Source organism: Phycisphaerales bacterium, assembly GCA_035627955.1.
In the GTDB taxonomy this organism is placed as follows: domain Bacteria; phylum Planctomycetota; class Phycisphaerae; order Phycisphaerales; family UBA1924; genus JAEYTB01.
Map to the genome: position 1 here is coordinate 1 of DASPKU010000020.1, position 20058 is coordinate 20058.

Annotated in this window: 15 protein-coding genes; 10 read left to right on the forward strand and 5 right to left on the reverse strand. The window is 67.9% G+C overall.

All coding sequences use genetic code 11. The annotated features are described in order from the left end of the window. Both VD997_16255 and VD997_16260 read left to right on the forward strand, forming a co-directional pair. Window positions 1-620 (forward strand): UDP binding domain-containing protein (locus VD997_16255; GenBank protein HYE63544.1); only part of this gene is annotated, 620 nt, incomplete at its 5' end. Beyond that, window positions 617-1405 (forward strand): BtpA/SgcQ family protein, encoded by a 789-nt coding sequence (locus tag VD997_16260; protein ID HYE63545.1) that lies wholly within the window; start codon window positions 617-619, stop codon window positions 1403-1405. The genes VD997_16255 and VD997_16260, both read left to right, overlap by 4 nt. Here VD997_16260 and VD997_16265 read toward each other — a convergent pair. Then, window positions 1402-2493: an endonuclease/exonuclease/phosphatase family protein gene (locus VD997_16265; protein ID HYE63546.1), complete on the reverse strand. Its 1092-nt coding sequence runs from the start codon at window positions 2491-2493 to the stop codon at window positions 1402-1404. The genes VD997_16260 and VD997_16265 overlap by 4 nt on opposite strands. A gap of 33 nt (window positions 2494-2526) precedes the next feature. Beyond that, on the reverse strand, window positions 2527-3240 hold the full coding sequence (locus VD997_16270) for a class I SAM-dependent methyltransferase (GenBank protein HYE63547.1): 714 nt from the start codon (window positions 3238-3240) through the stop codon (window positions 2527-2529). A gap of 163 nt (window positions 3241-3403) precedes the next feature. Between VD997_16270 and VD997_16275 the strand changes: the two genes are divergently transcribed. The 5 genes from VD997_16275 to dnaK all read left to right on the forward strand — a co-directional run bounded on the left by VD997_16275 (window position 3404) and on the right by dnaK (window position 9816). Then, window positions 3404-4645, forward strand: a complete 1242-nt coding sequence (locus VD997_16275) for an arginine N-succinyltransferase (GenBank protein HYE63548.1) — start codon at window positions 3404-3406, stop codon at window positions 4643-4645. A 1-nt stretch (window position 4646) separates the two neighbouring features. Further along, window positions 4647-6224: an aldehyde dehydrogenase family protein gene (locus VD997_16280; protein HYE63549.1), complete on the forward strand. Its 1578-nt coding sequence runs from the start codon at window positions 4647-4649 to the stop codon at window positions 6222-6224. Window positions 6225-6275: 51 nt separating this feature from the next. Beyond that, window positions 6276-7250, forward strand: a complete 975-nt coding sequence (gene speB, locus VD997_16285) for an agmatinase (GenBank protein ID HYE63550.1) — start codon at window positions 6276-6278, stop codon at window positions 7248-7250. A gap of 37 nt (window positions 7251-7287) precedes the next feature. Beyond that, window positions 7288-7674, forward strand: a complete 387-nt coding sequence (locus VD997_16290; protein ID HYE63551.1) for a GxxExxY protein — start codon at window positions 7288-7290, stop codon at window positions 7672-7674. 168 nt (window positions 7675-7842) lie between these two features. Further along, window positions 7843-9816, forward strand: coding sequence for a molecular chaperone DnaK (gene dnaK / locus VD997_16295; GenBank protein ID HYE63552.1), 1974 nt, complete (start codon window positions 7843-7845; stop codon window positions 9814-9816). Window positions 9817-9888: 72 nt separating this feature from the next. Here the strand turns inward: dnaK and VD997_16300 are convergent, their stop codons facing one another. Beyond that, entirely contained in the window at window positions 9889-10929 is a 1041-nt protein-coding gene (locus tag VD997_16300; protein ID HYE63553.1) for a serine hydrolase domain-containing protein, read from the reverse strand. A 260-nt stretch (window positions 10930-11189) separates the two neighbouring features. Between VD997_16300 and VD997_16305 the strand changes: the two genes are divergently transcribed. From VD997_16305 to VD997_16315, 3 genes are all read left to right on the forward strand, one after another. Then, a complete protein-coding gene (locus VD997_16305) occupies window positions 11190-13004 on the forward strand; it encodes a tetratricopeptide repeat protein (GenBank protein HYE63554.1) in 1815 nt (604 codons plus the stop codon). A gap of 42 nt (window positions 13005-13046) precedes the next feature. After that, on the forward strand, window positions 13047-14042 hold the full coding sequence (locus VD997_16310) for an iron ABC transporter permease (GenBank protein ID HYE63555.1): 996 nt from the start codon (window positions 13047-13049) through the stop codon (window positions 14040-14042). A gap of 72 nt (window positions 14043-14114) precedes the next feature. Then, complete coding sequence (locus VD997_16315; protein HYE63556.1) at window positions 14115-15335, forward strand: hypothetical protein; 1221 nt, start codon at window positions 14115-14117, stop codon at window positions 15333-15335. Between the two features lie 11 nt (window positions 15336-15346). On the opposite strand, the gene VD997_16320 is transcribed toward VD997_16315, so the two are convergent. Together VD997_16320 and VD997_16325 are read right to left on the reverse strand one after the other, a co-directional pair. After that, window positions 15347-17092 carry a CotH kinase family protein gene (locus VD997_16320; GenBank protein HYE63557.1) on the reverse strand — a complete coding sequence of 582 codons (1746 nt, stop codon included), beginning with the start codon at window positions 17090-17092 and terminating at the stop codon, window positions 15347-15349. Window positions 17093-17153: 61 nt separating this feature from the next. After that, window positions 17154-20058, reverse strand: a 2905-nt coding sequence (locus VD997_16325) for a vitamin B12 dependent-methionine synthase activation domain-containing protein (GenBank protein ID HYE63558.1), incomplete at its 5' end; no start/stop codon positions are given.

Sequence of the window (20058 nt, forward strand, 5' to 3'; positions counted from 1 at the left end):
AGCTCAAGCCCGTGCTGGCGGAGATGGGGATCGACATCTGGCAGGTGATCCGCGCGGCCTCGACCAAGCCCTTCGGGTTCCAGCCGTTCTACCCCGGGCCCGGGCTGGGCGGGCACTGCATCCCGATCGACCCGTTCTACCTGACATACAAGGCCCGCGAGTACGGGCACGTGACGCGCTTCATCGAGCTGGCGGGCGAGATCAACCACCAGATGCCGCGCTATGTGGTGGACCGCACGGCCGAGGCGCTCAACCACGTCGGCAAGCCGGTGCGCGGGTCGTCGGTGCTGGTGGTGGGCATCGCGTACAAGCCGGACGTGGACGACATCCGCGAGACGCCCGCGGCCGAGATCATCCGGCTGCTGCTGGAGCGCGGGGCGAAGGTGAGCTACCACGACCCGCACGTGCCGCGGTTCCCGGAGATGCGGAAGTACAGCATCGATCTTGAGAGCGTGCCGCTGGATGAGGTGGTGCTGCGGCAGGCGGACTGCGTGCTGATCGTGACGGACCACAAGGCGGTGGACTACGCCGCCATCGGACGGCACGCGAAGCTGGTGGTGGACACGCGCGACGCGATGTCGAAGGTCAGCGGCGCCAAGGCGAGGGTGGTGAAGGCATGAGTCTCCCGTCGAAGGCCCTGATCGGCATGGTGCACGTGGGCGCGCTCCCCGGCACGCCTCACGCGCGGCAGTCGCTGGATGAGCTCACGCGTCAGGCGGTGGCCGAGGCACGCGTGCTGATGGACGCGGGGTTCGACGGCCTGATCGTCGAGAACATGCACGACCGCCCGTATGTGAACGCCCCGCACGGGCCGGAGATCACGGCGGCAATGACGCGGGTGTGCCTGGCGGTGCGCGAGGTGGTGCGCGACCGCGTCATGGGCGTGCAGGTGCTCTCCCGCGGCGAGCGGGAGGCGTTGTCAGTCGCCCTCGCGTCCGGGGCACACTTCGTGCGCTGTGAGGGGTACGTGTTCGCACACGTGGCGGACGAGGGCGTGCTGGCGGAGGCCGCGGCGGGGCCGCTGCTGCGGTACCGGCGGGCGATCGGGGCCGAGCACATCCAGGTGATCGCCGATCTCCAGAAGAAGCACGCCAGCCACGCGATCACGGCCGACATCTCGCTGACGGAGGCGTGCCAGGCCGCGGAGTTTTTCAGCGCTGATGGTGTCATCGTGACCGGCACCGCGACGGGTCACCCGGCGGACCCCGCGCACCTCGCGGAGGTGCGGGCGGCGACGAAGTTGCCGGTGCTGGTTGGTTCGGGCGTGACGCCGCCGCTGGTCGCGCCGTACCTCCAGCACGCGGATGCGTTGATTGTGGGCTCGTGGATCAAGGCGGGCGGGGTGTGGTCGAGCCCTGTGGACCCGGCGCGCTGCCGCGAGCTGGTAGCGGCGAGGCCGCGCTAACGGGCGGCGGTGAATCCGACCTTCGCGATGATGGGCCGATGGTCGGAGCCGATGGAAGGGCCAACCTCCGCCCGCTCGCACGTGAGGCCCGGCGAGACCCAGATGTGGTCGATGCGCACGCCCGGCAGGTGCCGCAGCCAGGTCGTGTCGACCCATGTCGAGCCACGGCCGCTGCCGGCGAGCTCGTGGGTCGAGCGGTAACCGGCCCGCCGCAGCGGCCCGAACTGCGTGGTAGAGGCGGTAGAGTTGAAGTCGCCCACGAGGATCACGGGGCGACGCTCAGCGCCGATGAAGTCGTCGAGCCACTCGAAGTAGCGCAGCTGCTCCTGCAGCAGGCGCAGGCTGGCTGGCGGCGTGTCGTGAACGTTCTGGATGACGACCTCGCGCCCATCCACCGTCACAACGCAGCGGATCTGCGGCTCGGTCACGCCGGTGGACCGCCGCCCCTTCCCTGCGTCCGGCGAGAGCGGTGGGGGGTAGAGCTTCGCCTCCCGCAGCTCGAACTTCGAGTACACGGCCTGCCCGAACGCGTCCTCGCGCGTGCCGGTGACCACGTGCGGGTAGCTTTCCTTCAGCGGGACAGACAGCACCTCGTGCGCGGCTGGGTTGTACTCCTGGAAACACACGACATCTGGGTTTTCGCGCTCGATGTACTCAAGGGCGGCTCGGGCGCTCCCCGAACCAACCAGCAGGTTGCACGAGATCAGCGTCAGGCCTGGGCCGGTGATCGGCGGCGGGTCCTTGGGCCAGTACGACAAGGCCGCGGGGCCCAAGGTGATGGCCAGCAGCGGCACCGCCGCGATCAGCGGCTTCCACAGCCGGAACGCGAGCATGTAGAGAGCGACGACTGCGACGGCAAGACCGGCGTGGAACGTAAACGTGCGCACCATGAAGGCGATCCACACCAGCAGCTGCATCGGGCGCGAGTCGGTGCGGACGATTGGCATCAGCCAGCCGAACGCCAGCACAAGAGCCGCCCCGATCAGCAGCACCCAGGCGATTGCGCTCCGCACGCGCCGGCGACGCCGCTGCACGCCCTCATTTACCGGCGCTCCAGAAATCACACCGCCGCTTACTGCCTGGTCCATGCGAGCACTCGTACGCCGCCGCGTCCCAGTGGTTCACCCGTGCTCGAGGACCATCATCAGCAGCAGCGGCCAGCCCAGGTGCTTTCGGGCCCGCTCGGCCTTCGCGGCGAGCGCCTCGGTGGCCGCGTGCTCGCTCATGTGCGTGAACCGCAGCCCCGCCCGCGCAGCACCCATGACGTAATCACTGATCTGGTTGGGCTCGCTTTGCGGGTGCACGCGCTCGCCGGTGCCAGGGTCCGTGAAGCGCGCCTGCACGCCCTTGAGCATCATCGCAGGGTGCATGACGGAGAACACCATCCGCCCGCCGCGCCGGCACACCCGCGTGGCCTCGGCGAAGAACCTATCCACATCACGCACGTGGTCGAGCACCAGCGCCGACAGCACCACGTCGAAGGCACCGTCCTCGAACGGCAGCCCCGTCGAGAGGTCGTGCACCACCCACTCGACCTCCTCCGCCCCTGGCTTGCCCTTCGCCTTCGCCAGCATTCCTTCGGAGAAGTCGCAGGCCGTCACCTTCGCCCCCCGCGCGGCCAGCCGCAGCGAGTGCCGCCCCGTCCCACACCCCAGGTCCAGCACCTTGAGCCCAGCCACCGATCCGACCGACCGCTCGACCTCGGGCTCCTCCAGCAGCACCAGCGGGTTCCCGTCGGAGTCGTAGATGTCGCTCCACTGGTCGTACCCCTCGCGGGTGGGTACCTGCCGTCCCTGAGTGGCCGTGGATTCCGCTGGTCTCTCGCCAGTTCCCATAACCAAGGAGCGTACCCCTTGATCCTGGCCCCGGAGCCCGCACACGGGCCACCAGCCGCCCCAAACCCGTGGTCCGCGGCCTACGGCGTAGGATTGCCCGCCCCCACCCTCAGCCGCCCCACGGAAACGCCGACTTCTCCCATCCCGCCCCCCGGAGCACCGTGTGTTCGTGATCCGTCAGTCCAAGCCCGAGGACGCCCCCACGCTCCAGAAGCTGGCGCGGATGGTCTACTTCATCAACCTGCCGCCCGAGGAGCGTCTGATCCTCGAGAAGATCCAGCACAGCCAGCGCTGCTTCTCCAAGCTCGTTGAGCCCGCGGGCGCCGCCAAGCCCGACCCCCGCCGGCGCAAGCGCCACGGCTCGGGCCTCTCGCACATGCAGGAGGACTCGGACCTCTTCATGTTCACAATCATCGACACCGACGCACACTCCGGGGGGCCCACGCTGGGCACGAGCCAGGTGCGGGCCAAGATGGGCGGGCCGGGCAATCCCAACTGGGCGTTCAAGATCTCCGAGAAGACCTTCCGCAGCGAGCAGCTCGGCTGGGGGACGACCCACAAGGTGGGCCAGCTCTACGCCGACGAGACCAGCCCCACCGAGATCGGCGGCCTCATCCTCGCCCCCAGCCACCGCGGGCACCGCGGCCGCCCGGGGCGCTTCCTCTCGTTCGTGCGGTTCCACTTCATGGGGCTGTACCGCAGCGTCTTCTCGAACCGGATCATCGCCGAGATGGCCCCGCCAGTGACCCCCGAGGGTGACAACCTCTTCTGGGACGCCTTCGGCCGCAAGTTCATCCCCGTGAAGTACGCCGAGGCCGACCGCTTCTGCCAGCACAACCGGGCGTTCATTTCCGAGCTGCTGCCCAAGGACGAGATCTACCTCTCGCTGCTGCCGCTGGAGGTGCAGAACCAGATCGGGGCAGTGTCGCCCGAGACGGTGCCCGCCCGCAGGCTGCTCGAGAGCCTTGGGTTCTCCTACCGCGGCATTGTCGATCCCTTCGACACCGGCCCGCACCTGGAGGCGGACACCGACAAGGTGTCGCTGGTGAACCAGACACGCCGCCTGACCCTCGGCAAGCCGGCCAGCCCCGAGCGGTGCACCACCCCCGTCATGCTCAGCACGATGAACGACGATGCCGAGTTCCGCGCGCTGGAGTGCTGGGCGGAGGTTGAGGGCGAGCAGGTGCGTGTGCCCCGTCAGGTCATGGAGCTGCTCATGGCCTCGCCGGGCGCGGCAGTGGGAATGACGCCGATGCAGGCGTGGATGCGTTCAGAGGAGGTCCGCTCGGGCGAGCGCAGCCCGGAGCAGCCCGACGCCGACGCAGTGCGGGCCAACGGCGCCTCGCGCCGGCAGACCAAGGGTAAGGGCAAGGCGAAGGGCCGCTCCAAGGGCGTGAGGTCCTGACGTGGCCACGATCGGCGCCAGCGCGGCCTCCCCGAGCGGCACGATGCGGGCGCCCGCGGACCTGATCGGCGGGCGATGGGTGCCGATCCCGGGCCAGACGATCCGATCCGAGAACCCGGCCCATCCGAGCGAGACCGTGTGGTCCGGCTCGCCCGTGCAGGGACACGTGGACGAGGCCGTGGGCGCGGCGCGCGGCGCCTTCCGCGAATGGTCGCGGTGGCCGTTCGAACGGCGCGCCGGCGTGCTCCACCGGTTCAAGCAGATCGCCACCGCACGCGTGGACGCGATGGCCGCGCTGATCCGCGATGAAGTCGGCAAGCCGCTGTGGGACGCCAAGGCCGAGGCGCAGCTGCTGGGCGCGAAGGTGGACATCACCCTGGATAGCGGCCCCGAAGGATCGCTCAGGCGGGTCTCTCCCTACGAGGTCTCGATGGGCGCTGCCATGCCCACCCGGCGCGGGCAGGCGTGGTTCCGCCCGCACGGCGTCATGGCGGTGCTCGGACCGTTCAACTTCCCCGCGCACCTGCCCAACGGTCACATCGTGCCGGCCCTGGCGCTGGGCAACACCGTAGTCTTCAAGCCCAGCGACAAGGCCCCCGCGTGCGGGCAGTTGCTGGCCGAGTTCTTCCAGGAGGCGCTCGAGGCCGAGCACGCGCCCGCGGGCGTGCTAAACCTTGTGCAGGGGCACGCCCCGATTGCCGCCGCCCTCGCCTCGCACCGCGACATCGACGGCGTGCTCTTCACCGGGTCGTGGCCCGTCGGCCGCCGCATCATGGAGGCCAACCTCGATCACCCCGGCCGCATCCTCGCCCTCGAGATGGGCGGCAACAACCCCGCGGTGATCCTCCCCGACGCCGACCTCAAGCAGGCGGTGATCGAGTGCGTCCGCTGCGCCTTCATCACCGCGGGCCAGCGGTGCACGTGCACGCGTCGCCTGATTGTGCACCGGCAGGTGGCCGACAGGGTTATTCCCGCGCTGTGCAAGGCCGCGAGCCAGCTGATCATCGGCGACCCGCGTGCCGAGCACCCGGTGTTCATGGGCCCGGTGATCTCGGAAGCGTCGCGGCGCGACATCCTGGAGGCGCAGCGGGCCATGCAGAAGGCGGGTGGTGAGGCCCTCGTTCTTGCAACCGCACTGGACCGCGACGGCTGGTTCATGTCCCCGGGGGTGATGCGGGTGGAGCGGTTCACGACTGGGCGAGATCTGTCGTCGGAGGCCGGTGCCGACGTGGAGATCTTTGGCCCACTGCTGCGGGTCGCGGTCGTCGACTCGCTCGAGGATGCCCTCGAGCAGGCCAACACCACGCAGTACGGCCTCGCGGCGAGCCTCTTCACGCACGACCAGCGCGCCATCGAGGCGTTCCGCCACGAGTGCCGCGCCGGGTGCATCAATGTGAACACAGGCACTGCGGGCGCCAGCAGCAAGCTGCCCTTCGGCGGCCTTGGCCAGTCCGGCAACCACCGCCCCGCGGGCTCCTTCAGCGTCGACTACTGCGCGTACCCGGTGGCCGGGATGGTCGAGACCGCTGACGCGGCACAGATCAGCCCGGGGATGCGCTTCGACGACGGTTGGTTGTGAGCGCTGCTTGCACCACCCTCCCCGCGTCGTGTGTTCCCGTAAACTAGCCGCATGCCCTCCACCATCCTCGCGAACACCCGCGTCACTCCGCGTTTCGCCGGCATCCCGACCTTCTGCCGTTACCCACAGCTCGAGCTTGTCCCCAAGGAGTCGCGCCCGCTTGACTGGGCGCTCTACGGCGTGCCCTACGACGGCGGCGTGACCTACCGGCCCGGCGCCCGCTTCGGTCCCCGCGCCATCCGTGATGCCTCGCAGTACGTCAAGCGCTACCACCTCGAGCACGCGGTTGACGTGTGCGAGAAGCTCAGCCTATGCGATGCCGGCGATGCACCCGTGAAGCCGTATGACGGCAAGGGCACGCTCGACGCCGTGACCGACTGGGTCCGCGGCGTGGCCGACGCGAACACCAAGCTCTTCGCCATCGGCGGCGATCACTCGATCGCCTACGCCAACATCCGCGCCACATGGGAGCGCTGCGGCCGCCCCGCCGGCGGTCTCGCGCTGCTCCACTTCGACAGCCACCTCGACACCGTTGATGCCGTTTGGGGCGAGAAGTGGGGGCACGCGTCGGTGTTCAAGCGCGCAATCGAGGATGGGTTCATCAACCCGCGCAAGATGCTGTCAGTGGGCATCAAGGGCCCTCTCAACACCCCCGACGACCTGGACTTTGCCAAGCAGCACGGCATCACCGTGATCACCGCCGAGCAATGGCACGCGTCCGTCCGCGCGGGCTCGCGGGAGGTGGAGGCCTTCGTCGCGCAGCTGAACGGCGCTGAGACGTACCTGACGTTCGATGTGGATGTTGTGGACCCCGCCTACGCCCCTGGGACCGGCACGCCCTCCGTCGGCGGGCTGACTTCTGCCGAGGTCTTCCGGCTCCTCCGCTCGCTCAAGGGCGCGAACATCGTTGGTGCCGACGTCGTCGAGGTGCTCCCCGACCGGGACGTGTCCGACATCACCGCCCTCCTCGCCTCCCACGTGGTGTTTGAAGTTTTGGCGCTGGATGCGATACGCCAAGGCAACTAACCGCAGAGCACGCAGAGAACGCAGAGAGGAAAATGGGATGGAGCAGTACCCGCATGCAGGATTGACGCAGGCGATCATCGGGGCGGCTATTGAAGTGCATCGGGCGCTCGGGCCCGGGCTTCTGGAGTCCGCTTACGAGGCGTGCCTTGCGCACGAGTTCGCGCTCCGCTCGATCGCATTCAAGCGTCAGGTCGAGATACCCGTCCTCTACAAGGGCATCAAGGTAGAAACCGCTTTCCGCGCCGACTTCATTGTCGAAGGCGCCGTCATTGTGGAGCTCAAGTCAGCCGAGCGGTTGACGCCTGTCTACGACGCTCAACTCTTGACCTACCTCAAGCTCACCTCCCTGCCGGTCGGATTGATTCTGAACTTCAACACCAAGGTCCTCACCGACGGCATAAAGCGCATCGCATTGACGACTTAGAGATCACTGTCCGACCGCTCCCCCTGCCTCTCTCTGCGTTCTCTGCGTGCTCTGCGGTTAAAGGTTTGGCCTGCCACATCGGCAGCCGTCCGAGCCTCGGGCGCGCAATCCTGCCGCCGTTTGCACCCGCTCACCGCCTCTGCCGCCCTCAGGCGGCTGGCATGACCCTTGCACTACCCCCCTCAGCAGCAGCAGGAGAACCAAACAATGTCCAAAATCATCGGCATCGACCTGGGCACCACGAACTCGTGCGTCGCCGTCATGGAAGGCGGCTCGCCCAAGGTCCTCATCAACTCCTCCGGTAACCGGGTGACCCCCTCGGTCGTCGGCTTCACCGACAAGGGCGAGCGCCTCGTCGGCCAGCCCGCCAAGCACCAGCAGGTGACCAACCCCAAGAACACCGTCTTCTCGATCAAGCGGTTCATGGGGCGGCGTCACAGCGAGGTCTCGTCGCAGGCTGACGCGGGGTACGGCAAGGCCGGCAACGAAGAGTCCAAAGTCCCTTACACCATCACCGGCGGGCCCGAGGAGTTCGTGAAGGTCCGGGTCAACCAGGGCGAGTTCACGCCGCAGCAAATCAGCGCCTTCATCCTCCAGGACCTCAAGAAGACCGCCGAGGACTACCTGGGCGAGAAGGTCACCCGCGCCGTGATCACCGTGCCCGCCTACTTCAACGACGCCCAGCGCCAGGCCACCAAGGACGCCGGCGAGATCGCCGGCCTCAAGGTCGAGCGCATCATCAACGAGCCCACCGCCGCGGCCCTCGCCTACGGCCTGGACAAGAAGAAGAACGAGAAGATCGCCGTATTCGACCTGGGCGGCGGCACGTTCGACGTGTCGATCCTCGACATCGGCGACGGCGTGTTCGAGGTGCTCTCCACCAACGGCGACACGCACCTGGGCGGCGACGACTGGGACCAGCGCCTGATCGACTTCCTCGCCGAGGAGTTCCGCAAGAAGGAAGGCATCGACATCCGCAAGGACCCGATGGCCCTGCAGCGTCTGAAGGAAGCCGCGGAGAAGGCGAAGATTGAGCTCTCCACGATGCAGGAGACGACGGTCAACCTGCCATTCATCACCGCCGACCAGAACGGCCCCAAGCACCTGCAGGTGTCGATCACCCGCAGCAAGTTCGAATCGATCACCAACGATCTGTTCGAGCGGCTGAAGGAGCCGTGCCGCAACGCGCTCCGCGACGCCAAGATCGACATCAGCAAGATCGACGAGGTCGTGCTGGTGGGCGGCTCCACCCGCATGCCGCGGGCGCAGCAGATCGCCAAGGAGATCTTCGGCAAGGAGCCAAACAAGAGCGTCAACCCCGACGAGGTCGTCGCCATCGGCGCGGCCGTGCAGGGCGGCGTTCTCACCGGCGACGTCAAGGACATCCTGCTGCTGGACGTCACCCCGCTCTCCCTGGGCGTTGAGACCCTCGGCGGCGTCATGACGCGCCTGATCGAGCGCAACACCACCATCCCCACCTCCAAGAAGGAGGTGTTCTCGACCGCGGCGGACAACCAGCCCAGCGTGCAGATCCGCGTGCTTCAGGGCGAGCGCGAGTTCGCCAAGGACAACCGCCTGCTCGGCGAGTTCGACCTGTCCGGAATCCCGCCCGCACCACGTGGCACGCCGCAGATCGAGGTGGAGTTCGCCCTCGACGCCAACGGCATCCTTACCGTCACCGCGACGGAGAAGGCCAGCGGCAAGAAGGCCGACATCAAGATCACCAACAGCGGCGGCCTGGACAAGAACGAAATCGACCGCATGAAGCGCGACGCCGAGGCCCACGCGGCCGAGGACAAGGCCCGGCGCGAGCTCGTCGACCTCAAGAACCAGTGCGACGCGCTGGTCATCCAGACCCGCAAGCAGCTGGAAGAGCACGGGGGCAAGGTCACCGCCGAGGTCCGCGGCAAGATCGAGTCCGCCATCAGCAACCTCGAGACAAAGATCAAGTCCGACGACAAGGACGCGATCGTGGCGGCCCGCAACGAGCTCGACAAGGCCGCGATGGAGCTCGGCAAGGCCCTGTACGAGGAGGCCGCGAAGAACGGCGGCACGCCGGGCGCGGATGCCGGTGCCGCGGGCGGCGGCAAGCCCAAGGACGACGTCATCGACGCCGAGTACAAGGTGAAGGACGAGGGCTGAGCCTCACCAGGAGTTGATCACGAGGGCGGGCGCCAGGAGCCCGCCCTTGTTTTCTTTTGAGTCGCCCGGCTGCTAGGCGTGCTCACAGATGCCACGCACCATCGCCAGGATGGGGTCGATCACGTCGGTCCCCCGCTCGCCATTGCTGAGAGCGACGATCGTGAGCCGCGCGGACGGGATGATGTTCAGGGCACACCTGAGGCCGGGCCGGTGGCCGTAGTGGTCCCAGACTTCTACCTCACATCTCCCCAGCCGATGAAGGCCCAGGCTGAACTTCGGCTTCTGCACCGTGGGCTGAAGGGTGAACAGCTGCGCCGCCGATCCCGCGACAGGGTCATTCGAGGTGCGATCACCGACCGCGTGCATCATCGCGTCGTGCATCACGACCGCGAGCTCTTCGGAGCTTGCGACCTGGCCGGACGAGGCAAACGCCACAGGGATCTGGTGCGGCAGCACGCGACCATCCGGATCATGCTCGCTGGCGACCTCCGGCGCGCTCCGCGCCGCAATACCGAACTCCGCCCCAGGCACCAGCTGGGCCACCATCTCGCTGAAGGCGCGGCCAAGGCGTACGGTGCACACGTATTCGGCGAGCGCATAGTTCAGGCCCGAGTACACCGACGCCTCGCCGGGTTCGCGTTCAAACCGGGCGGCGACGCCGAGCGCGCCATTGAGTGATTCGAGAAGCGACGGCCGCGGCGTGCCTTCCGGCACGTGCGGCACATGTGCGTCAATGATCCCCGACGAGTGCGAGAGCAGTTGCCTCAGGGTGAGTGTGCGCAGCCAGGGGTTCGCGCACAGGGATTCAACGTGTGACAGCTCGGGCTCGACAGGCGCGTCGAGGTCGATCAGCCGCGACGAACCGGCGCGAGCAAGAGCCAGAGCCGCGACGGGCTTGGAGAGCGACGCGATGCGGAAGCGGGTGCGGGGTGTCACCGGGTTCCCGCGGGCCAGGCACGCGGCGCCGGCCGCGAACGTGCGGGGCGGCCGATCCCCAATGCACACAGTTACTTGAAGCCCGGGTACTCCGGAGGTAGCCAATGCCCCTGTCGAGTTGCGCTCCAGGGCGTCCAGTACCCGTGCTTCGACCAGCGCCGGGTGCAGGGCAGCCATCCGGTTCAGCAGTTTCCTTCGATGGAACGGGCTTTGAACATCGCTTGAACGCAGCTACCTGACGAGGCACTTGGAAGTCGGAGCAGAATAATCAAAGACTCGCCGCAACGCGGGCGTCGTCAGCGGCGCTCTGGTGCTGACTGTGTGGAGCGGCCGATGCCGTCCAAACCGGCGACTGGTCAACAACTGAGCGCGCCGGACATGGGTGGTATCGGCGCCAACTCGGCCGCGCGGCCCGCACGCGCCGGTATCATCCGTTCATGCCGCGCCCGGACGGACGTTCAGATGAGCAGCATGCCGGCCCGTTGCCTTCGTGGCCCGCGCTGGTCGCGTTCGTCCTCGCGATTGTCCCATTCATCCCAGCGTTCTCAGCCCCGTTTGTGGGCCTTGACGACGCGGCGGTGCTCCTCAGCGTCGACGGCTATCGGGGCCTCGGCCCCGACAACCTCCGCTGGATGTTTACCACCACCCACATGGGCCACTACCAGCCGCTCACGTGGCTGAGTTACGCCATCGACCATGCCCTTTGGGGAATGAACCCGCGTGGCTATCACGCAACCAACATCCTGATCCATGCCGTGAACGCCGCGCTGGTATTCCTGCTGGCGCGGCGGCTGCTCGGCGCCGCTCGCCCGCATTGCCCGATCCGGACGCTGACCGTCAGCTCGCTCCTGGCGGCCGTGGTCTGGGCCGTGCACCCCCTGCGGGTCGAGTCCGTGGCCTGGGTGACCGAACGGCGCGACGTCCTGAGCACCCTGTTCCTCCTTGGCGCGGCGCTCGCCTATTTGCGGGCGGTCAGGCGCGGTGGGCCGGGGGTCGCCTCTATCCCGGCGTACTTGTTCGCCATCGCGCTGCTTGGGTTATCGCTGCTCTCGAAAGCCTGGGGCATGACCTTTTTCGTCGTCGCTCTCACACTCGATGTTTACCCGCTGCGGCGCGTGCACACCGCCGCCCTTTTCTCGGCGAAGGGCCGCGGCATCCTGCTGGAGAAGATCCCTTTCGCCGTGCTCGGACTGCTCTTCGCCGCCCTCGCTGCCTACGCCCAGAAGTCAACCGGCAAGGCCGTGGCCTCGCTGGAATCATGGACGATCGCCGATCGCGCCCTCCAGGCCTGCTACGGCCTGGTCTTCTACCTGTGGAAGACCATCGCCCCGACCAGCCTCTCCCCCATGTACGAGAAGCCTCCGCACATGGAACCCACCGACCCTGCGGTGGCACTCAGTGTCATCATCGCGCTGGGTGCGGCGGGGCTCCTCGTCGCCGGCCGCAAGCGGGCGGCAGGCGTGGCGGCGGTCGCCTTCACCTACCTTGTCATCCTCTCGCCCGTGCTCGGCGTGCTCCAGAGCGGGCCGCAGCTCGTGGCCGATCGCTATTCCTATGTGGCGCTCATCGGCGTGACTATCGCGGCGGCAGGCGGGTTCGCGATGCTGCTGGATCGCTATCCATCGGTGAACCGTGCCATTCTGGCGGGCGTGGCGATCCTCATCCCCTGCGTGCTTGCGCCCCTGGCCTGGCGCCAGACCACCCTCTGGCAGGACAACGACCGACTCCTCGCCCGCATTATCGAGACAGGGAACGCCGGCCCCGCGGTCATGCTCTCCTATGCCGACGCCCTCGCCAACCGAGGCCAGCTCGAACAGGCGATCCCCGTCTATCAGGAGATCCTCGAGAGGTCGACGCAGGACGGTCGAGTCTGGACCTCGCTCGGGCAGGTGCAGCGACGCCTGGGCCGTTTTCGCGAGGCCGAGGCATCACTCCTGCACGGCATGGACAACAACCCCGAGCCCTGGCAGCCCGCGGTGGAGCTCGCCCTCATGTACCTCAAGGAGGACGAGCTCAACCGGCCCGAGCAGGCCATCGCGATCCTGAGGTTCGCGATCGACGACGTGGAGCGTCCGGGCCGCCCGCCTGGACTCACACCCGGTGGCGGGGGCCGGCCCTACCTTCTCATGGCCATCGCCCTCGACCTGACGGGCAATCCTCAGGCCGCCCGTCCGATGCTGGAGAAGGCCGCCCAGTTTCCAGCCCTCCGTGACGAGGCACTGCGGATTATGCGGGAGCTCGACGTGCCATGACGTCGCCCAGCACCGCCCCGACCAATCCTCTACGCTCTGCCTGTGCCCCGCACCCGTGACATCCTGGCCCTCTGCCTGCTCATGGGCCTGCTCGGCGCGGCCGTGGTATGGCGGCTGATGATCGGGGGCGGGGGCGATACGCCCGAGATGACATCTCTGATGCTCGAGGTGCGGCAGTGGCGCGTCGTTTCAGGGCTGGTGGTGGGTGCGGCGCTGGGCGTGTCGGGCGTCCTGCTCCAGTCACTCCTGCGGAACCCTCTCGCGTCCCCCGACCTGCTCGGCCTCGCCTCCGGGGCGGGGCTGGGGGTGATGGCGATCGTGTACATCGGCTACCTTGCAGGGTTGGGCATCGCCGCGACCGACCTGGGGGGAAGCGGCGTCGGGTGGACGACCACCTCCGCGGCGGTGCTCGGCGCGCTTGGGGCGCTGGCATTGGTGTACGTCCTCAGCCAGCGCCGCGGCCTGCTCGATCCAATCACGCTCGTGCTCGTCGGCGTGGTGGTCGCCATCATGTGCGGGGCGGGAACGCAGCTGCTCAAGAGCCTGATGCCCGACCAGGGTGTCGCGGCATCGCGGCTGCTCAGGGGGATGCTGTCGGACGACGTGCCGCGCGGGCAGCTTGCACTCGTAGGAGGGCTCACGCTCGCCAGCATCGTCGCGGGTGCCTGGGCAGGACCGGCGATGGATGCCGCGGCGCTGGGTGACGACGAGGCCCGCAGCGTCGGCGTGGGCCTTGGAAGGCTGCGCACGCTTCTCTTCGTGCTCTCGGGCGTGCTGGCGGCATCGAGCGTGGTCATCGCCGGCCCAGTTGGCTTCGTCGGCCTCATCTGCCCGCACGCGGCGAGGCTGCTGCTCGGCCCATCGCACCGAGTGCTGGTGGTGGGGGCGGCCGTGAGCGGCGCGACGCTCGTGATCGGCGCGGACGCGGCCACGCGCCTCATCGACTTCGGCTCGGGCCACCCGCCGATCTCGATACTCACGAGCCTGCTGGGAGGGCCCGTGCTGGTGCTGCTCCTGAGGCGGCGGCCGGCTCAGTGAGGGCGGCCGTCAGGCCTTGCCGGAAGCTGGTGACACGCGCATCTCTGGGGACATCCACGTGGAGGTTGCCGCATGCGCGTCACGCCCGCCTTCTTCTTCTTGATCATCTTCCTTGCTTTCCTCGCGCCCGCTTCGCTCGCCCAGAACGGCTCCTGGCAGATGCCGCTCTTCCAGGGCGAGGCGTTCCGCCCGGAGTTCTCCGCTCGCGACCTCAAGGTCATGACCCGGGTGCTCCAGCTCTCGCCGGAAGCACAGAAGTCGCTGCAGGACCTGTACGACGGCTACGCGGCGCAGCTGAATGACGAGATCAACCGGCTCAAGGCGCAGTGCTACGACGAAGTTGACCGGGCCGAGCTCATGAACAACGACGAGATGCTCGAGCCTGTGCGCGAACGCGTCAAGGCATTCAAAGCGCGTGCCGAGCAGATCAAGCAGCAGTTCCTCACCGACCTCAAAAGCCTGCTCACGCGCGAGCAGGAGGCCAACTGGCCCACGCTGGAGCGGGAGCTCCGACGCATCCGCCGCATCCCCCGCGGCCAGCTCTGCGGCGAGGCCGTGGATGTGGTCGGCATCGCCGAAGAGGCAGTGGAGGGGCGCGACATGCCCGCGCCCCTCGCGGAGGTGCTGCTGCGGTACCGCACGGAGATCGATCACGCCCTCACCACACGCGACACGTACCTCGAAGGCGAGGGCAAGGACTATTACGAGCTGGTGAAGAAGGACGCCGCGCGGGCGACGGAGGTCTGGAAGGAAGCCCTGCGGCTGCGGCTCACGGTGCGCGACACCAACGAGCGGTACGCGCGACTGGTCGCGGCCGAGTTGCCCGAGGACCGGCGCAGCGGCTTCGAGCAGCGCGTGTTCGCGTCCAGCTACCCGATGCTGCACCGGCCCACGCGCCTGGACCAGTACATCGAGGACGCCCTCCGCCTGCCGGAACTGTCACCCGAGCAGAAGCAGCAGATCGAGGCCGTGCGCCGCCAGCGCAAGGAGAAGACAGAGGCGTGGGCCCGGCGCGCGGCCGCGGGTTGGCGGAAGTTCCAGGAAGAGGAAATGCCCGAGTCGCTGGCGCAGGCCATCGGCAGGCCGCAGCGCAAAGAGCGGGCCATCATGTTCAACGGCTCATGGCTGAGCGAGGACCACCCGCTGGTGAAGGCACGCACGGAGCGCGTGGAACTGGAGCGAACGCTCAAGGCGCAGGTGGACGCGGCCCTCACCCGCGAGCAGCGCGAGGCGATCCCCGCCCGGCTGAATGACATGGCCAAGTTCGAGGTCTGGACCAACCACGGGATCTGAGGCACGCGGAGTCAGTCGCGTCCCTTTTCGTTCGGGGGCGACTCGGGATCGCGCGGCTTGTAGGCGAGCAGGAACGCCCGCCGCTTCTCCGCAAAGGCGCGCAGCGAGCGCGAGCGCCCCTGCCCCTCGCCTGGCGGCGTATCGGCCGTCGCGCGGTCGAAGGCCTCGAACGGCGTCTCCCGCCGCGTTTCCGCCCGCACGTAGGGCTCAATCAGCGTCCGGAGCTCGCGCACTCTGGGCCCGAGGTGGTCCCAGTTGAGCGACCGGTCAGCGAGGGACCGGACCTTCTCGAGGTAACGCTCGCGGAGCGCTGGCACCCGCAGCAGACGGCTACGGAGCGGCTTGCGGAGGTCGTCCATACCGATGAGCGGATCGAGCTCGACACCGCCGCGGGCCTGCGGCCGCCGCTCGTTCCCTTCCCGGGGCGGCTCGTGGCCATCGCGCGGGCGCGGCGTATCGCGGTCTCCGGGGCGCTGCTCGGGGGGAGGCCCGCCAGGGCCGCCGCCTGGTCCACGCCGCCCGCCCGGCCCACCGCCGGGCGAGAACGCCTCGTTCATGTCGTGCGGAATGAGGTGGAACACGCCCTTGCTGTCGCGGTAGATGCTGTAATCACTCGCCCGCACCCAGTAGCCGTCCATATTGACGAGCGCGTTGTCGAGCGCGAGGAACCACAGCGCGCCGTCGATGTCCAGCATCGGCGCGAGCTTGTCCTCCAGCTCCTCCAGCGGCGTCTCGGTCAGCACGCGGCAGAGCTCGATGAGCGCCCGCCAGTCCTCCTCGCGGTCCTTGCTCTTGATCTGGTACTTCGCGCGGTAGGGCTCGATCTCCTCGCCAAGGTAGTCCAGCCCCGACGAGCCGTTGGGTGAGCCCTTGACCTTCCAGCGTGCGCCCTTGGCGTCCTTGCCAGACTCAAACCGCTCGGCCACGAACACCGAGTCGAACTGCTCGGTGTTGACGTACACGCCCCAGCTCTCACCGTTGATCACCACGCGCGCGAACGCGGCCCTGGGCGCCGCGATGTGCTCGTTGGCGATCAGCGAGTACAGCACCGTGCTCATCATCGAGGGGTCGGCGTGGGCGTTAAGCAGGTTCAGCGTCTTCTTGCCGTGCACGCGCAGCTTGCTGTCCGTGAAGTCGACCGAGATGTTGAGCGACCGCTTGTACCCCGCCTGCACCGCGAAGAACGAGGAGGCCCCGCGGAACGACACCCCCACGCCTGGGTACTTCCGGCCGTCGAGCGTGAGCGTCGCCGGCACCTCGACATCGGTGTTGTAGAAGTCGGCGAGCTCCTGCTCCCAATCATCGCTGTCGAACTCGAGGAAGAACGTGCGGACGGCGGACGTGTCGTACAGGGCCGTGCTCTTGACGGGCTTCACATCGGCAGGCGATACCCGCTCGCCGGGCTTCGCCTCCTCCCGTGCGCCCGGGCCGAAGTTGCCCAAGGGACCGCCCGGGCCGCCCGGGCCGCCGCCGGGACGTCGCTGCGGATTGTCCTTCAGGTACTCGCGGGCCTTGCGGCGTTCCTCGCGGCTGAGCTGCCCGTTCTTGTCCGCGTCGAAGCGGGCGAGAAGCTTGCGTTCCTGCCCGCCGGGGCCGCCCATGCCGGGGCCGCCGCGCCCGCGCATCGGCGCCGGCGACTGGTCCGGGCGGGGCCGCTCATCGCGCGGCGGCTCGGGCTGGGCCGTCGCGGTCGTGCCGATAAGGGTGAGCAAGGTGGCAGCGAGCGGGGCGAGCATCCTCAGGTGAGTCGGGGGCATAGTGCATCCTTGGCGGGCAATCGAGTGCCCGTCGAACGCCGTCGCCCTCCGAGTATTGCCGCTACACGTTGAAGTACTTCGCCTCGGGGTGGTGCACGATGATCGCGCTCGTGCTCTGCTCGGGGTCGATCTGGAAGTTCTCGGTGAGCGTGCAGCCGATCCGCTCGGGCTTCAGCAGCCGGAACAGGTTCTGTTGCATCGACATGTCCGGGCACGCGGGGTACCCGAAGCTGTAGCGGCTGCCGCGGTAGTGCTGCGTGAACAGCTCTTTGATCCGCGGCGAGTCCTCGTTAGCGATGCCCATCTCCTGCCGCATCCGCTTGTGCCAGAACTCGGCGAGGGCCTCGGCGGTCTCAACGCCCAGCCCGTGGAGGTAGAGGTAGTCGGTGTACTTGTGGGCCTCGAACAGCTTCTTCGCGGCCTCGCTCGCCCGCGGTCCCATGGTGACGCAGTGCAGGCCGATGACGTCGACCTCGCCGGATTCGATGGGGCGGAAGAAGTCGGAGATGCAGAGGCGGCGCTTGTCGCCCTGGCGGGGGAAGGTGAGCCGCTCGAGAACTCTGGGTACCCCGCCGCTCCGCGGCGGATCTTCGTTGGGCCGGGTCATCGCCGCCGCCTTGAGGACTTCCGCATCAACCTGGAAGCCGCCGCGGAGCGGCGGGGTACCCACGGACCCCGGGTCCCAGATGACAAGGTCGTCACCGTCGGCATTGCACGGGAAGTACCCGTACACCACCGCGGGCTGAAGCACGCGTTCATCGCGGCACTTCTTCTTGAGCGACTCAAACACCGGCACGACCTCGTCCTCGATGAACGCGTCGTACTCGGCGTCGCTCTTCGCCCCCTTCTTCACCTGCCATTGGCCACGGAAGAGGGCGACGGGGTTGATGAAGGGGTAGATGTCGTTGAGGTCCAGGTCGGTGACGACGCGCGAACCAAAGAACGGCGCCACCGGCACCGGAGCAGTGGGGGACACGTCGGACCGCACCCGCTCCCTGATGGTGCCACTTTGCCACTCCGCCACTTTGCCACTTCCGCCATTCGCCGCGGCCAGCTTCTCGATCCGTGTCTTGTTGATCTGCTCCTCGGCCATCGTCCGCTTGCTCTGCCGCTCCGAAGCCTCGCGCAGCAGCACGTCGGTCTTGCCCGCCGTCACGTGGTCCATGATGCGGAGGCCGTCGAACGCGTCCTTGCCGTAGATGCACGCGCCCTCGTAGGTGCTGCGGAGGTGGCTCTCGCAGTAGTGGCGGGTGAGGGCCGCGCCGCCGAGCACGACGGGGGCCTTGATGCCCAGCCCGTTGAGCTCCTTGAGGTTCTCCTCCATCACGTTAACCGACTTGACCAGCAGACCCGACATACCGATGGCGTCGGCCTGGTGCTCGCGCCAGGCCTTCACGATGTCCGTGATCGGCTGCTTGATGCCCAGGTTCACGACCGTGTAGCCGTTGTTGGTGAGGATGATGTCGACGAGGTTCTTGCCGATGTCGTGCACGTCGCCCTTCACGGTCGCGAGCACGATCTTGCCCTTGGACTGCTTCCCATCGGGGCCCGCCTTCTTCTCCATCAGCGGTTCGAGCTGCGACACGGCCATCTTCATCACCTCGGCCGACTGCAGCACGAACGGCAGCTGCATCTGCCCGCTGCCGAAGAGCTCGCCCACGGTCTTCATGCCGTCGAGCAGGTGGTCGTTGATGATGTCGAGCGGGGCATACTTCGTCAGGGCCGCCTTCAGCGTTTCGGCGAGGCCCTCCTTTTCGCCGTCGATAATGTGAGCTCGAAGCTGCTCCTCGACCGTGAGCTGCTTCTTCTCTTTCTTCGCACCCGTCGAAGCCTCGACGTCCTTGAACAGCTCGATGAAGACGTTCAGCGGGTCGAAGCCCTCGCGCCGGCGGTCGTAAATGAGGTCCAGGGCCGCGTCCCACTGCTCCTGCGGGATGCGGTTCTTGGGCAGGATCTTGCTGAAGTGCAGGATGGCGCTGGTGAGGCCCGCCTCCTGGAGCTCGTGCAGGAACACGGAGTTGAGCACTACGCGGGCCGCGGGTTTCAGGCCGAACGAGACGTTCGAGAGGCCCACAGTGGTCTGACACTCCGGGAAGCGGGCCGCGATCCGCCGCACGCCCTCGATCGTCTCCAGGGCGGAGCGGCGGTCGCTCTCCATCCCCGTCGAGATTGGGAGCACCAGCGGATCGAACAGCAGGTCCGCGGGGTCGAGCCCGTGCACCTCCACCGCGCGCTGGTAGCCGCGCTCCGCGATGGAGAGCTTGCGGTCGGCCGTGCGGGCCATTGAGGCTTCCTTGTCCTCGTCGATGGAACCGATGACCAGCGCGGCCCCGTACTTCTTCGCCAGCCCGCAGATGGCGTCGAACTTGTGCTCGCCGTCCTCGAAGTTCGCCGAGTTGATGATGGCCTTGCCGCCGAAGCACTTAAGGCCCGCTTCCAGCGTGGCGATCTGTGTGGAGTCCAGCATCAGCGGCGCGTTCACCTGGCGGACGACGCGCCGCACCACCTCGGCCGCGTCGCGGGCGTTATCGCGCCCGGCGTAATCGACGTTGAGGTCCAGCACGTGCGCCCCGTCGTGCCGCACCTGCTCGCGGGCGAGCGAGACGATGCCGTCGAAGTCCTCGGCTTCCAGCAGCTTCTTGAACGCCCGCGAGCCGCTGGCGTTCATCCGCTCACCGATGATCAGGATCGACGTGTCCTGGCGGTAGTCCGCGACGGAGTACAGCGAGGTGACGCCCTTTGTGCCACTGGCGGCTTGCCCGCCAGTGCGAGACGCGGCCGCCGCAATCCCCGCTACAGCGCCCCTCCTGTTGAACTGCTCCACCATCCCAGCCAGTTGCTTGATGTGCTCCGGCGTCGTCCCGCCGCAGCCTCCAGCCTTCGCCGGACCTTGATGGTCGTCGATGACGATGAAAGCGTGCGCGAGTCCCTCTGGATCCTCTTCCGCGATTCCTACAACGTCCTGC